The organism is Actinotalea alkalitolerans, assembly GCF_023369855.1.
In the GTDB taxonomy this organism is placed as follows: Bacteria; Actinomycetota; Actinomycetes; order Actinomycetales; family Cellulomonadaceae; genus Actinotalea.
On record NZ_JAMBPP010000005.1, the window covers coordinates 181996 to 195480 of the forward strand.

Below are 13485 nucleotides of genomic sequence, written 5' to 3' on the forward strand. Positions count from 1 at the left end.
GTCCGTGACCTGAACGTCGCCGGTGCTCACAGGACGGCCACGACGAGGGACCCGGCCAGCGCGAACATGACCAGGGCGATGACGACGTCGAGCACCCGCCAGGCGCGGGGGGTGGCGAACACCGGGCGCAGCAGCGCCGCACCGTAGCCCAGGGCCGTGAACCACAGCGCGCTGCCGACGGCCGCGCCTGCGGCGAACCACCACTGCCGTCCGGGGTGGCTCTGCGCGATCGACCCGAGCAGCACCACGGTGTCGAGGTAGACGTGGGGGTTCAGCCAGGTCAGTGCCAGGGCCGTGCCGACGGCAGCGGCCATCGAGGCGGGTGGGGCCGTGGGCTCCGCGGTGAGGGCCTGCGGGCGCAGTGCCCGCCGCGCGGCCAGCAGGCCGTACCCGGTGAGGAACACGGCGCCGGCGACACGGACCACGTCCAGCAGGGCGGGTCGGCTCTCCACGACGGCGCCCGCTCCGGCCACACCGGTGGCGATGAGCGCGACGTCGGAGACCGCACACACCAGCACCACCGCGCCGACCCGCTGGCGGCGCAGTCCCTGGCGCAGCACGAAGGCGTTCTGCGAGCCGATCGCCACGATCAGCGACAGGCCGAGCCCGAGGCCGGAGAGGGCGGCAAGCAGATGGGGTTCCACCCGGCGACCGTATGACCCCCTCAGTCTGAAGTGAAGCGCATGTTTCTGATGAACCATTAGCATCACTGTTCATGGAGCTGGACGCGGGACAGCTGCGGGCGCTGAGCGCAGCGGTCTCCGAGGGGACCTTCGAGGCGGCAGCGCGGGCGCTGCACGTGACGCCCTCGGCGATCAGCCAGCGCCTGCGGGCCCTGGAGGTCGCGACCGGCCGGGTGCTCCTGGTGCGCAGCAAGCCGGTGCAGGTGACACCGTCAGGCGAGGTCGTCCTGCGTCTGGCCCGGCAGGTCGAGCTCCTGACCAGTGACACCCTCGCCGAGCTGGACGGCACCGCAGGGCGCGCGGTCCAGACGTTGCCCCTGGCCATCAACGCCGACTCCCTGGCCACCTGGGTGCTCCCGGCCCTGGCCTCGCTGACCGACACCTGCTTCGACATCCACCGCGACGACGAGGAGCACACCGCGGCACTCCTGCGCTCAGGCACGGTCGTGGCCGCGATCACCACCGACCCCGACCCGGTCGCCGGCTGCTCGGTCACCCGGCTCGGGACGATGCGGTACCGACCGATGGCCGCGACCGCCTTCGCCCGACGCTGGTTCCCCGACGGTCCCACGGCGCACGCGCTCGCCCATGCCCCGGTCGTGGTCTTCGACCGCAAGGACGACCTCCAGCACCGCTACCTGCGTGAGTGCGGGGCCGGGCCTGCACAGCCTCCGACCCACTACGTCCCGTCGTCCGCGGACTTCCTCACCGCCATCCGGCTGGGTCTGGGCTGGGGCATGCTCCCCGACCTGCAGAGCCACGCGGCCGAGGCCGACGGTCAGCTCGTCGAGGTCGACCCAGCCGGTGCGCTCGGTGTGACGCTGCACTGGCAGCAGTGGAGGCTGCGCTCCTCGTCGCTGGACCTCACCGCGGCCGCCGTCACCGCGGCCGCACGACAGCACCTGGCGCCGTGACCCCCGGCTTGCGCCACCGGACCAGGTACCGCCACATCGCCAGGCGTCGGTAGTCGCAGCCTGGGAGCGCGGCACGGGCCGACGCGCGTGCGTCGGACCACGTGCCCGAAGGCTCCGCCTTGGTCGTCGGCGGGTCCCAGGCCTGCATCCTGCGTGAGACCAGCCGGTGCGTGACCAGGTCACGGACCTCGTGCAGTCCGTCGCGCCAGCCCTCGGACCGCCCGTAGCCGAGCGCGAGCAGGACGCCGCCGGGGGCCAGGACCCGGGCGGCCTCGCCGAGTGCCCGCTCGGCCTCGACGTGGTGCAGCACCATGGTCATCGTCACCGCGTCGAAGGCGGCGTCGGCGAAGGGCAACGCCTCGGCCGTGGCGAGGACCGGGTGCTGAAGCCTCGAGGCGGCCGGCACCGTGCTCGCGTCGACGTCGAGGTCGATCACCCTTCGGTCCTCGCGTGCGACGAAGCGGCCGAACGTGCCGTCCCCGCAGCCGATGTCGAGGACCGAGCCTGTCGTCGGCAGGAGCGAGGCGAGCAGCGGGTAGTAGTGGGTGTTGTGGTTCCACCGCGTCGCGAACGGGTGCGATCGACCTCGCCTCACGCGCCTCACCGTACGGGTCATGAGGACTGCCGGTCAGGCGTTCCCGGTGGTCGAGGTGCCCGCTCGCGCAGGATCCTCGGGGCGGTCGGTGTGCTGTTGTCGACCACCAGGTGCGCGGCGTCGAGCGGTGCGGCGACCGAGCGGTACAGGGCCTGACCGGGCAGGTACTTGGTCCGGTAGCGCAGCAGCACGGACCGTTCGTCGCCGAAGACCGCGACGTCTCGGCGCAGCGCACGGTCGATCGTCACCTCCTCGGGGACATGCAGGTAGATCGCGAGGTCCCAGTGGTGGCGCAGCTCGGGCCGTAGAAGGAAGACGCCGTCGACGAGCATCGCGGCCTCGCGCGGGACGGCACTGCGTCGGACCGTGGGTCGATCGGTCCTGTGGTCGAACACCTTCGTGGTGACCTCTCGGGCGCCCGCAGCGAAGTGCTCGAGCAAGGTCTGCACACGTTCGAGGTCGAAGGTGTCCTCGTAGTAGGCCTCGGGGGAGAGCGCGCCCCGCACGGCCCGCTCGGCCGACGGCCGGTGGAAGTCGTCGACCGACGCACGGAGTGCGGCGCCCCCGATCCGGGAGGCGGCGTCGTCGGCCAGCGTGGTCTTCCCGGCGGCGTCCGGCCCGTCGACGGCCACCAGCACCCGTGGGCGCCTCGTGAGGAGGTTGCGCACGTCGTCGGCGATGCGGGAGACGAGATCCACGGGCTCCGGGTCCCGCGGTCGTCGGTGCTCGTCGGCGCTCGCCATCAGCGGTCGACCAGCGGAGGGTCGGCCCAGCTCTCCACGCCGAGATGGGTCTCGGCGCCCAAGACACCGACTCGCGTCAGCTGCTCGACAGCCACAGCGAGATGCTCGGTCGCGACCTGTGCCTGAGCCGACCGTTCCTCGTGCCCGTCGTCGTCGAGCCGGCGCGCCAGCGCCGCGCGGACCTGGGTCGCGGCGGCCAGCCCCAGGGCGAGCCCCCTGGCTGCCTCGTGGACCTCGGCCGGGTCGGGCGCCTCGGGTCGGGGGCTCCAGCTCTCCGTCGATCGGCGCAGCTCGTCGAGGCTGCTGATCGCCGAGCTGCTGCCCTGGCGCGTCGAGGCGTACGGCGACGGAGTCCTGGCACTGCCCATGGGAGATGGTCGCACCCCGGTTCCCGCAGCGGAGCGGCCCGTCAGGTCCACGTCAGGCCGAGCGCCTCGACCCGGCGGGTGATGGTCGCGCTGCGGCGTCGACGGTCGACCGGCTCGGTGCGGTAGACCGGGGCCACGCGTCGCGTGCCCAGCATCGGCCAGCCGCCGTCGGGGAGCCTCCACGAGCCGATGAGCTCGACGGCCTCAGCCATCGCCTCGGCCGGGACGTCGACGTCGACGGCCAGCTGCACCAGCTCGAGGAGGTCGATCGTGTAGTCGAGCGGGAAGGCAGGGACCACCCATCGGGTGCCCTCGGGGTCGGCCCTGGTCCGCCCGGCCAGCGCCATGACCGCCCCCGACCTGTTGAGCATGACCCGCCTGTCGACCAGCAGGTCATGCATCGCGTCCACGTGGGCCTCGCTGTCGACCGCGATGCCGGCGCGCCGGGCGGTCACCAGGGCCGAGACCGCCGGGACCAGTCCGAGCAGGCAGGTGGTGGCAGCCATGCACCCGCCGTACCGCGTGCGCAGGTACTCGCCCCACAGCGGGCCGGTGGGCTGGTGGTAGGTCACGCCGCCGTACGCGACGGGCTGGTGGCGCACGACCCACCGCAGCAACGGCAACGCTGCGTCTCCGCGACCCGCGCGCACCAGCAGGCGAGCGAGCATGCCCGTGTAGCACGGGACCACCGAGTCGCGGGTCCCGTGGATCGACCCGCCGCCGTCGACGATCGCGACCCGGGCCAGGAAGTCCAGCGCCCGTGCCAGGCACGGTGCGTCGTCCAGCCCGGCCTCCTGCACCGAACGCGCCGCGAAGATCGTGGGCACGATCCGGCCGGGTGCCGTGAGCTGGTGCCCCCACGAGCCGTCGTCCCGCTGCTGGCTCGTGAGCCGCTCGAGGTGGGTGCCTGCAGGATCGCCACCCATGTTCGCCCGCCCCCGCCCGGAGCCTGGAGCCGCACGCCTGTCGTGCGGGCCGCGTGGTCACCATCGTCCCAGCGGTCCCCCTGGTCCGCCGTGGGACCGTCGGCCCCGACCCCGACCCGCGCTCAGGCGGGAGACGGGCCAGGGTCGTGGGTGGTGTGCCAGGGCCTGTCGTCGAGGGTCGCCACCGCGGACGCAGCGATCCGGACGGCGTAGGTGGGGGCCCCGGTGTCGGACGTACGCCCGAAGTAGGTGTGCCCGGTCATCCGGCACCAGGCAGGGAGATCGATCGGCGCGACGGGGTCACGGGTCGTCAGATGCACGACGGTGCCGGCGGGCAGCCGGGCGGCATGGTTGCGCAGCAGGATGAGCAGACGGATGCACTCGAGGTCGCCGCCGTCCAGGTGATGCACGGGGTCCACAGCGCTCCGGCCGACCTCGACCACCGGATCGGTCACGCTCGAGCGGCCAGTCCGTCGAACGCGGCGACCAGCGCCGCCGCCGCCTCTTCCACGTGCTGCTCGGTGGTGTCACGCCCCAGCGAGAGCCGCACCGCGCCACGGGCCTCGACCGGGTCCAGCCCCATGGCGAGCACCGCTCCGGAGGGGGTGTGGACACCGGAGTGGCAGGCCGAGCCCGTCGCGGTGGCCACTGTCGGGCACGCGTCGAGCAGGTCCCACCCGGCGACCCTCGGGAAGGTGACCTCCCAGCCGCGGGAGGCCAGGTGCGCGAGGGGTTGAACGGTCGCCGGGTGCTCGACGGTCGAGGTCACGACCCGTCGCCGGTCGTCCGGTGCGACGGCTGCTGCACCGCGCAGGGCCAGGTTGTTCGACTCGGTGCCCCCCGAGGTGAAGACGACCTCGGCCGGCTCGGCCCCGATCAGGGCAGCCACCTGCGCGCGTGCGGTCGTCACCGCCTGGGCGGCACGCCGTCCGAGGTCGTGAGGGCTGGAGGGGTTCCCGAACGCCTCGGTGAGGTACGGCATCATCGCCGTGAGCACCTCAGGGGCGACCGGCGTGGTGGCGTTGTGGTCCAGGTAGATCACGTCGCGGTGGTTCACAGCCATCTCCTCAGGACGTCCTTCTCGAGCATGATCGTGCCCGCGTGGAGGAGCCGGCCACGACCGCTGACGCGGAGGCGGGCGGCATGTCCTCCAGGACCGTCCGCCGAACGTAGCGGGTGAAACCGTTCACCCAGGTTGCGCGGTGCGGCACCTGCGGCCGAAGGTGGGGGATGGAAGGGTCGGGGACGACAACGGGACGGGTCGTCAGGGGGCGCCTCGATGAACAGCTCTGACGGTCACGCATGACCGACCCCGACGCTGACGCACCCATGGTCGGTCGGGAGACGCTCACCCTTCCCGCCGAGCCCGCGAGCGCAGGCCTGGCACGAGCCCTGATCCGCAGGGTGCTGACCGCGGCAGGACGCGGCGAGCACCTCGACGCAGCCGAGCTCGCCTGCACCGAGCTGGTGACGAACGCCATCCTGCACGCCCACACCGACATCGAGATCACGGTCGAGGTGCGCGGCGACGTCCGGGTCGAGGTGCGCGACTCCAGCCTGCTGCTCCCCGCGCAGCTCAACTACGACGTCGAGGCCACCACGGGCAGAGGGCTCGCCCTGGTCGCCGCGCTCAGCGACGAGCACGGGATCACCGACGCGGGACCTGACGGCAAGACCGTGTGGTTCCGGCTCGGCGGCGACCAGCCGCGGCCCCAGGAGGACATCCTCTCGGCCTGGGACGACGGCGACTGGTTCGTCGACGAGCCGTCCGTGCCGGTCGTCGCCGACCAGGTGCGCACGGTCCGCCTGCTCGGGCTGCCCTCGAACCTGTGGCTCGCGGCCCGTCAGCACCACGACGCGCTGCTGCGTGAGTTCGTCCTGTACGCGGCGGTCCACGAGGTCGAGGACGTCGACGTGCACGCCGACGTCGTCTCGACGGACCTGGCCAGGTCGATCGTCTCGACCGCGGTGATCGCAGCCCTGCCCGAGGAGGAGCACGCCCCGGGGCGCCACGGGGACGCCGGCGACGGCCAGTCGTGGACCACCCTCCCGGTCGACCTCGACCTCGAGGTGCCGCCCTACCTGGGCCGGGCCTTCACCGCCAAGAAGGACACCCTGGACGTCGCCGAACGACTGGCACGCGGCGGCCACCTGCTGACCCGCCCGGGTCTCGCGGAGATCGTCGCGGTGCGCAACTGGGAGTGCGACCAGGTGGTCACCCAGCTCGCCGGTGCCCGGCCCGTGCCCTGGTCGGACGCACGGGAGTCCTACATGCCGCCCGAGGACACCGACGGGCTGTGGTTCCCGGTCGAGGACTTCGACGTCGCGGTCGTCCACACCACGTCCCGCGCGCTCGTCGCGGCCGACGACGCGAACCGCATCGTCGCAGTCAGCCGACGCTTCACCGAGGCCACCGGCTGGGAGCCCGAGGACGTGGTCGGTCGACGCGTCGCCTCGTTGATCCCGGTGCGCTTCCGCGAGTCTCACGTCGCGGCCTTCAGCAGGCATCTGAGCGCCCGGGACGGGAACGCACCCGACGTCCCGCACACGGTGCCCGTCCTGTGCCCGGGCGGCCGGGAGATCCTCTGCAGGTACCTGATCGAGCGCGCCCCGGATGGTTCGGGCCGGCCCGTGTACCTCGCCTGGATCGAACCCCTCGAGCCCTCACCGGTCTGACGACCTGCTGCCCCGGCCCGGGCGGTCGCCCGGGCCTTGCCGTCGTCGGCGTCCGTTGAGAGGCTGTCCGCAGAGCCCCACGGGCTCCCGGACGAGCGGTGCCGTACCCGGTGTGCGACAAGACGGCGCCAGAGGAGACCTGATGTCCTGGCTCGTGCTCGTCCTGTCCGGCATGCTCGAAGCGGTGTGGGCCACCGCCCTGGGCCGGTCCGACGGCCTGACCCGCCCCGTCCCGACCGCCGTCTTCCTCGTGGCCCTCGCCTCGAGCATGGCCGGCCTGGCCTACGCGATGCGTGAGCTGCCCGTCGGCACCTCGTACGTGGTGTGGGTGGGCATCGGCGCGGTCCTGACCGTCGTGTACGCGATGGTCACCGGGCTCGAGGCCGTCTCGGTGGTCAAGGTGCTGCTGCTGCTCGGCATCGTCGGCTGCATCGTGGGGCTCAAGATCGTCCACTGAGACGGGGCCGGTCAGCGAACCTCGCGGGGTCGCTGCCGTAGGTGGTGGTCGAGGCCCAGCCGGGGGCGAGGTCGGTCAGCCGGCCGGGAGGCGCGACCACCTCGACCGGGGAGGCGGCGCCGGGCACCGCGCACAGGTGCTCGCCGACCGACGCCTCGGCGTCGTCGCCCCGGAGCGCCCCGCCACCCTGACGGCCGGGTGGCCCGGCCGGTGCCGGGTCGGTCCCGGCACCGGTGAGCCACTGTGCGGTCGCCGCGAGGGAGAGGTGCGCGTGGGTCGGCATCCCGCCGTGCACGGTCCGCGCCGTGGCGAGCATCGCGGCGGCGGCGGCCAGGTAGCCGGTCGCGTGGTCCAGGGCCTGCGCCGGCAACGTCCCCGGGGCACCGTCGCCGTCGCCCTCGACCGCGGCGATGCCCGTCGAGCACTGGACGAGGGAGTCGAACCCGCGCCGGGCACGCCACGGACCCACGTGGCCCCAGGCGGAGACCGCGACGACGTTCAGGTGCGGGTGCCTCATGGCGAGCGCGTCCCCGCCGAGCCCGAAGGCGTCCAGCGCTCCGGGCCGGTAGCCGTGCACCAGCACGTCCGCCGCCGACAGCAGCTCGTGCAGGGTGTCGCACCCGTGCGGGTCGGTCAGGTCGAGCAGGGTGCTGCGCTTCCCCACCAGCGTGTCGGTCAGCTGCGCGGGCAGCTCGGGCAGGCGTGGGCTGTCGACCCGCAGCACGTCGGCGCCCCACGCTGCCAAGGTCCGGGTGGCCACCGGGCCGGCGATCACCCGGGTGAGGTCGAGCACCCGCACCCCCTGGGCCGCCCGCAGGCCGTCACCCCCGCGCGGAGCGGTGGTCGTGGCGCCGTCGTCGGCCCGGGGCTGTCCCGCGCGGTCCGGGACGCGACGGTCGACCAGGGGCAGGCCCGCCACGGCACGGCCCTGGGGGTGGGCGGCCCACTCCTCGGGGCGTCGGACGGCCGCTCCCACCCCGCCGTGCGCGGCGAGGGCGTCCTCGAGGTCCGGACCCGACCAGCGCGCGACGGCCTGGGCGACGGCGTCGGGCAGACCCTCGCAGCCGAGCACCTCCAGGGCGCGCTCCCGGTGCCAGGGGTAGTTGGTGTGCAGCCGGAGCCAGCCTTCCCGCGTGCGCCAGAAGCGGGACAGCGGAGCGAAGGGCTCACCTCCGGTGCCCGGTCCGTGGGCGTACCGCTCGCTGCGGGCTGCGAGCGCCACGTGCCCGACGTCGACCGTGACGGGTCCCGACGGCGTGCCTCGTCGTGCCTGGTCGAGGGTCGCCGCGGCGAGCGTCGCGGCGCCCACCGCGGCGACCATCATCGGCAGGGTGCGGTGACGCCCGGGGAGCAGGCCCGCGGACGGTCCGGTGGGGCGCAGGGTGCGGGGGGCGTCAGGGGCACCACCCAGGGACCGCCACGCGTGGCGCAGCAGCGCATCGGTGACCGGGTCGATCCGCGGGGGTCGGACCATGGCAGCTTCCTTCGCGTGCGTGCGGCCGGGGGTGGTCACCCGGACGCTAGGCAGCCACCCGCTCGGCGTCAACGCCCGGGCGGTCTAGGCTGAGCCCGACGAACAACAGAACATGCTGCTCGAACCGCGGCGGGAGAGTCCTCCCCGCACGTCGGCGAGGCGCCGAAGGAGCAAGCCCTCCCCGGGAATCTCTCAGGCCCACGTACCGCCGTGGCGAAGCAACTCTGGAAAGCGGTCGTCCTTCGCGGGCGACCTACCGACGGTGCAAGTCGGCGCGCCCCGATGCCCCCGCGAGGGCATGGCCCCCAGGCCACAGGCGGACCGGCAAAACTCTCAGGTCGCCTGCCCCCGGGCCGGTGGATGACAGAGCGGGGAGGCCCCTGACCCCGTCCGGCGCGCGCCGGGCACGCACATCGGAGCCCCGTTGACCCAGACCGATCTCAGCCCCAGCCCCGGAACCCCGGACCCTGCCGCCTCCTCATCGGTGGCCTCGTCGCGCACCTCGGCCGCCGAGGGGTTCGTGGACCGTCACGTGGGGCCCCGCGACGGCGAGCTGCGCCGCATGCTCGAGCGCGTCCACGCCGACTCCCTGGACCAGCTGATCGACGAGGCAGTGCCGACCTCGATCCGGATGACCGGCACGCTGGACCTTCCCGCTGCCCGCTCCGAGTCCGAGGTGCTGGACGACCTGCGTGCCCTGGCCGCCCGCAACACCGTGCTGACCTCGATGATCGGGCTGGGCTACCACGGGACCGTCACACCGCCGGTGATCCGACGCAACCTGCTCGAGAACCCGGCCTGGTACACCGCGTACACCCCTTACCAGCCGGAGATCAGCCAGGGCCGGCTCGAGGCGCTGCTGAACTTCCAGACCGTGGTGATCGACCTCACGGGCCTGCCGGTGGCGGGCGCCTCGCTGCTCGACGAGGCGACCGCGGTGACCGAGGCCGTGCTGCTCATGCGCCGCGCGGTCAAGGGCCGACCCGAGGGGGTGGTGGTCGTCGACGCCGACTGCCTGCCGCAGACCCTGGCCGTGGTGCAGGGCCGGGCCGAGGCGATCGGCCTGCCGCTGGTCGTGGCCGACCTCACCGACGGGCTGCCCGCCGACCTCGCCGAGACGGACGTCGTCGGCGTCGTCGTGCAGCAGCCGGGTGCCTCCGGTGCGCTGCGTGACGTGGACCCCCTGGTCGAGCAGGCCCACGCCCGGGGTGCGCTGGTCACGGTCGCGGCCGACCTGCTCTCGCTCACCCTGGTGACACCTCCCGGGGAGGTCGGCGCGGACATCGCGGTCGGGTCGGCGCAACGCTTCGGCGTCCCGATGTTCTACGGCGGACCGCACGCAGCGTTCATGTCGGTGCGCTCGGGGCTCGAGCGGATGCTCCCCGGGCGGCTGGTGGGGGTCAGCACCGACGCCGACGGCGCCCCGGCCTACCGCCTGGCCCTGCAGACCCGTGAGCAGCACATCCGCCGGGAGAAGGCCACCAGCAACATCTGCACCGCGCAGGCCCTGCTCGCCGTGGTCGCCTCGATGTACGCGGTGCACCACGGTCCCGACGGGCTGCGCGCGATCGCCGAGCGGGTCCACGCCCACGCCGTGAGGCTCGCCCAGGGTCTGCGGGCGGCCGGTGTCGAGGTGGTGCACGACCAGTTCTTCGACACCGTGCTCGTGCGCCTCCCCGGCCGGGCTGCCCAGGCTGTCGCCGCCGCCCTCGCGTCCGGCATCAACCTGCGCCAGGTCGACCACGACCACATCTCCGTCACCACCGACGAGACCACCACCGACGCTCACCTCGACCTCGTCCACGCAGCCCTGACCCGTCCCGCCCCCGCCCCCGCCCCCGCCCCCGCGAACCAGACCCGTCCCCGAGATGGGGCTCTCCGTCGCTTACCCGCCGAGGAAAGCGACGGAAAGCCCGATCTCGGCGAGCGGGCGGGTGCGGGCCTGGGCGAGCGGGCGGGTGCGGGCGGGTTCGAGTGGGTGGGGGGGCTGCGGCGGACGAGCGGCTACCTGGGGCACCCGACGTTCCACCGGTACCGGTCCGAGACGGCGCTGGTGCGGTACATGCGGCGACTGGCCGACAAGGACCTCGCGCTGGACCGGACGATGATCCCGCTCGGCTCGTGCACCATGAAGCTCAACGCCGCGGTCGAGATGGAGCCGATCTCGTGGCCGGGCTTCGCCGACCTGCACCCCTTCGTCCCGGCCGACCAGGCCCGCGGCTACGCCGAGCTCATCGACCAGCTCGAGTCCTGGCTCGCGGAGATCACCGGGTACGCGGCGGTCAGCGTGCAGCCGAACGCCGGGTCCCAGGGGGAGCTCGCCGGCCTGCTCGCGATCCGCGGGTACCACCGGGCCAACGGTCAGGGCGGGCGCACGGTGTGCCTCATCCCGGCCTCGGCCCACGGCACCAACGCGGCCTCGGCGGTCCTGGCCGGGATGCGGGTCGTGGTCGTCCGGACCGCGGCCGACGGCGAGGTGGACCTCGCGGACCTGCGCGCCCGGCTCGAGGAGCACGCGGACGACGTCGCGGCCATCATGATCACCTACCCCTCGACCCACGGGGTCTACGAGGAGCACGTGCGCGAGGTGTGCGTCCTGGTGCACGCCGCGGGCGGCCAGGTCTACATCGACGGCGCGAACCTCAACGCCCTGGTCGGCCTGGCCCAGCCCGGCGAGCTGGGCGGTGACGTGTCGCACCTCAACCTGCACAAGACCTTCTGCATCCCGCACGGTGGCGGTGGGCCCGGCGTCGGGCCGGTCGCGGTCGCCGAGCACCTGGTGCCCTTCCTGCCCGGGGCCGGCGCGACACCGGTCAGCTCTGCGCCGCACGGCTCGGCGGGCATCCTGCCGATCTCCTGGGCGTACGTGGCGCTGATGGGGGCCGAGGGGCTGCGTCGGGCGACCGAGGTCGCGGTGCTGGGGGCCAACTACGTCGCCGCCCGCCTGACCGAGCACTTCCCGGTGCTCTACACCGGCCCGGGTGGGCACGTGGCCCACGAGTGCATCCTGGACCTGCGTCCCCTCACCGCGGCGACCGGCATCACCGCGGAGGACGTCGCCAAGCGGCTGATCGACTACGGCTTCCACGCCCCGACGCTGTCCTTCCCGGTGGCCGGGACCCTCATGGTCGAGCCGACCGAGTCCGAGGACCTGGGCGAGCTCGACCGGTTCTGCGAGGCGATGATCGCCATCCGCGGGGAGATCGCCGAGGTCGAGGCCGGCCGGTGGACCGCCGCGACGTCCCCGCTGCGCAACGCCCCGCACACCGCGGCCTCGGTCGTGGTGGAGGACTGGGACCGTCCGTACAGCCGCGAGACCGCTGCCTTCCCGGTGCCGGGGCTGCGTGGGCAGAAGTACTGGCCACCGGTGCGCCGCATCGACCAGGCTGCGGGTGACCGCAACCTGGTGTGCGCCTGCCCGCCGATCGAGGAGTACGCATGAGCGACCAGCCCACGGTGACCGGGCCCGCCGAGGACGACGGCGGGACGGACGTCGGCCCGCACCTGTCGCCGCTGCACGACGAGCACGTCGCCCTCGGTGCCACGATCGTCGGTTTCGCCGGGTGGGCCATGCCGCTGCGGTACACCTCCGACCTCGAGGAGCACCGGGCGGTGCGGCAGGCCGCCGGGCTGTTCGACCTGTCGCACATGGCCGAGATCCGCCTGGCCGGCCCGGACGCCGCTGACGCGCTGGACCTGGCCCTGGTGGGCGCGATCTCGACCCTCGCGGTGGGGCGTGCCCGGTACTCGATGCTGTGCACCCCGCAGGGTGGGGTCGTGGACGACCTGATCGTCTACCGCACCGGGGACCAGGAGTTCCTGGTCGTGGCCAACGCCGCGAACCACCGGACCGTCGTCGACGAGCTCGAGCGACGCTGTGCCGGGCCAGGGGTGGTGAGCACGGACGAGTCGATGACGACGGCCCTGGTCGCGATCCAGGGTCCGGTCGCGCAGGACGTCCTGACCGCCCTGGTCCCCGACCCCGACGAGCGGGACCGCGTCGCCGCGCTGCGCTACTACGCGTGCCAGCCGACGACGGTGCGGGCCGAGGGGCGCGACGTGCACGCGCTGGTCGCGCGGACCGGGTACACCGGTGAGGACGGCTTCGAGCTGTACGTCGACCCCGCTGACGCCCCCGCCCTGTGGCGGGCGCTGCTGGTCCAGGGACGCCCGGCCGGGCTGGTCCCCGCGGGGCTGGCCTGCCGCGACAGCCTGCGCCTGGAGGCCGGCATGCCGTTGTACGGCCACGAGCTGGACCGCACGACGACGCCGTTCGACGCCGGGCTCGGGCGGATCGTCGCCCTGGGCAAGTCCGACGACGACGGCGCCCCGCTGCCCTTCGTCGGCCGTGAGGCGCTCGCGGCCCGTGCGGAGGCAGAGCCCACCCGGACCCTCGTCGGGCTCGAGGGCCTGTCCCGCCGGGCCGCGCGGCAGGGCTACCCGGTGCTCGCGGGGCCGGGGGGCGCGGTCGTCGGGGAGGTCACGTCGGGCGCGCCGTCGCCGACGCTGGGCCACCCGGTGGCGATGGCCTACGTGGTCCCCGAGGTGGGTGCGCCGGGGACCGAGCTCGTCGTGGACGTGCGTGGGCGGGCCGAGCCCGTGCGCGTGGTGCCCCTTCCCTTCTACCGTCGTCCCAGCAGTACCTGAGC

General features: G+C 73.8%; 13 protein-coding genes and 2 riboswitches. Of the genes, 5 read left to right on the forward strand and 8 right to left on the reverse strand.

What is annotated here, in order from left to right; translation table 11 throughout:
• Nucleotides 1-26 precede the first annotated feature (26 nt).
• Nucleotides 27-644 (reverse strand): LysE/ArgO family amino acid transporter, encoded by a 618-nt coding sequence (locus M1R94_RS07830; RefSeq protein ID WP_249381110.1) that lies wholly within the window; start codon nt 642-644, stop codon nt 27-29.
• Nucleotides 645-715: 71 nt separating this feature from the next.
• Here M1R94_RS07830 and M1R94_RS07835 point away from each other — a divergent pair, with 71 nt between their 5' ends.
• Entirely contained in the window at nt 716-1597 is an 882-nt protein-coding gene (locus M1R94_RS07835) for a LysR family transcriptional regulator ArgP (protein WP_249381111.1), read from the forward strand.
• Here the strand turns inward: M1R94_RS07835 and M1R94_RS07840 are convergent.
• The 6 genes from M1R94_RS07840 to M1R94_RS07865 form a co-directional block, all read right to left on the reverse strand.
• Entirely contained in the window at nt 1563-2192 is a 630-nt protein-coding gene (locus tag M1R94_RS07840; protein ID WP_249381112.1) for a class I SAM-dependent methyltransferase, read from the reverse strand. The genes M1R94_RS07835 and M1R94_RS07840 overlap by 35 nt on opposite strands.
• 17 nt (nt 2193-2209) lie before the next feature.
• Nucleotides 2210-2935, reverse strand: a complete 726-nt coding sequence (locus tag M1R94_RS07845; RefSeq protein ID WP_249381113.1) for a nucleoside/nucleotide kinase family protein — start codon at nt 2933-2935, stop codon at nt 2210-2212.
• Complete coding sequence (locus M1R94_RS07850) at nt 2935-3303, reverse strand: hypothetical protein (protein ID WP_249381114.1); 369 nt, start codon at nt 3301-3303, stop codon at nt 2935-2937. Before M1R94_RS07850 ends, M1R94_RS07845 begins: the two co-directional genes overlap by 1 nt.
• 41 nt (nt 3304-3344) lie before the next feature.
• Nucleotides 3345-4229, reverse strand: a complete 885-nt coding sequence (locus M1R94_RS07855; RefSeq protein WP_249381115.1) for a prenyltransferase/squalene oxidase repeat-containing protein — start codon at nt 4227-4229, stop codon at nt 3345-3347.
• A gap of 122 nt (nt 4230-4351) precedes the next feature.
• Complete coding sequence (locus tag M1R94_RS07860) at nt 4352-4648, reverse strand: sulfurtransferase TusA family protein (protein ID WP_249381116.1); 297 nt, start codon at nt 4646-4648, stop codon at nt 4352-4354.
• A 32-nt stretch (nt 4649-4680) separates the two neighbouring features.
• Entirely contained in the window at nt 4681-5286 is a 606-nt protein-coding gene (locus M1R94_RS07865) for an aminotransferase class V-fold PLP-dependent enzyme (RefSeq protein ID WP_374109444.1), read from the reverse strand.
• Between the two features lie 245 nt (nt 5287-5531).
• Here M1R94_RS07865 and M1R94_RS07870 point away from each other — a divergent pair, with 245 nt between their 5' ends.
• Entirely contained in the window at nt 5532-6905 is a 1374-nt protein-coding gene (locus tag M1R94_RS07870) for an ATP-binding protein (protein ID WP_249381118.1), read from the forward strand.
• A 69-nt stretch (nt 6906-6974) separates the two neighbouring features.
• A riboswitch (guanidine-III (ykkC-III) riboswitch) is annotated at nt 6975-7037 on the forward strand.
• Between the two features lie 10 nt (nt 7038-7047).
• On the forward strand, nt 7048-7362 hold the full coding sequence (locus M1R94_RS07875) for a DMT family transporter (RefSeq protein ID WP_249381119.1): 315 nt from the start codon (nt 7048-7050) through the stop codon (nt 7360-7362).
• Here the strand turns inward: M1R94_RS07875 and M1R94_RS07880 are convergent.
• The gene (locus tag M1R94_RS07880) at nt 7346-8836 is read right to left on the reverse strand and encodes a CoA transferase (RefSeq protein ID WP_249381120.1); all 1491 of its coding nucleotides are present in this window, start codon (nt 8834-8836) and stop codon (nt 7346-7348) included. The genes M1R94_RS07875 and M1R94_RS07880 overlap by 17 nt on opposite strands.
• Before the next feature lie 120 nt (nt 8837-8956).
• Nucleotides 8957-9054: riboswitch (glycine riboswitch) on the forward strand.
• Nucleotides 9055-9260: 206 nt separating this feature from the next.
• Between M1R94_RS07880 and M1R94_RS07885 the strand changes: the two genes are divergently transcribed.
• Together M1R94_RS07885 and gcvT are read left to right on the forward strand one after the other, a co-directional pair.
• Nucleotides 9261-12278 (forward strand): beta-eliminating lyase-related protein, encoded by a 3018-nt coding sequence (locus M1R94_RS07885; RefSeq protein WP_283253074.1) that lies wholly within the window; start codon nt 9261-9263, stop codon nt 12276-12278.
• Entirely contained in the window at nt 12275-13483 is a 1209-nt protein-coding gene (gene gcvT, locus M1R94_RS07890; protein ID WP_249381121.1) for a glycine cleavage system aminomethyltransferase GcvT, read from the forward strand. The genes M1R94_RS07885 and gcvT overlap by 4 nt, the downstream gene beginning before the upstream one ends.
• The last annotated feature ends 2 nt before the right edge of the window (nt 13484-13485 follow it).

Excerpts from the sequence above, each read along its gene's own strand:
- M1R94_RS07835 (WP_249381111.1), top strand. The coding sequence starts at position 716 with ATGGAGCTGGACGCGGGACAGCTGCGGGCGCTGAGCGCAGCGGTCTCC.
- M1R94_RS07845 (WP_249381113.1), bottom strand. The coding sequence starts at position 2,935 with ATGGCGAGCGCCGACGAGCACCGACGACCGCGGGACCCGGAGCCCGTG.
- M1R94_RS07850 (WP_249381114.1), bottom strand. The coding sequence starts at position 3,303 with ATGGGCAGTGCCAGGACTCCGTCGCCGTACGCCTCGACGCGCCAGGGC.
- M1R94_RS07855 (WP_249381115.1), bottom strand. The coding sequence starts at position 4,229 with ATGGGTGGCGATCCTGCAGGCACCCACCTCGAGCGGCTCACGAGCCAG.
- M1R94_RS07870 (WP_249381118.1), top strand. The coding sequence starts at position 5,532 with ATGACCGACCCCGACGCTGACGCACCCATGGTCGGTCGGGAGACGCTC.
- M1R94_RS07875 (WP_249381119.1), top strand. The coding sequence starts at position 7,048 with ATGTCCTGGCTCGTGCTCGTCCTGTCCGGCATGCTCGAAGCGGTGTGG.
- M1R94_RS07880 (WP_249381120.1), bottom strand. The coding sequence starts at position 8,836 with ATGGTCCGACCCCCGCGGATCGACCCGGTCACCGATGCGCTGCTGCGC.
- gcvT (WP_249381121.1), top strand. The coding sequence starts at position 12,275 with ATGAGCGACCAGCCCACGGTGACCGGGCCCGCCGAGGACGACGGCGGG.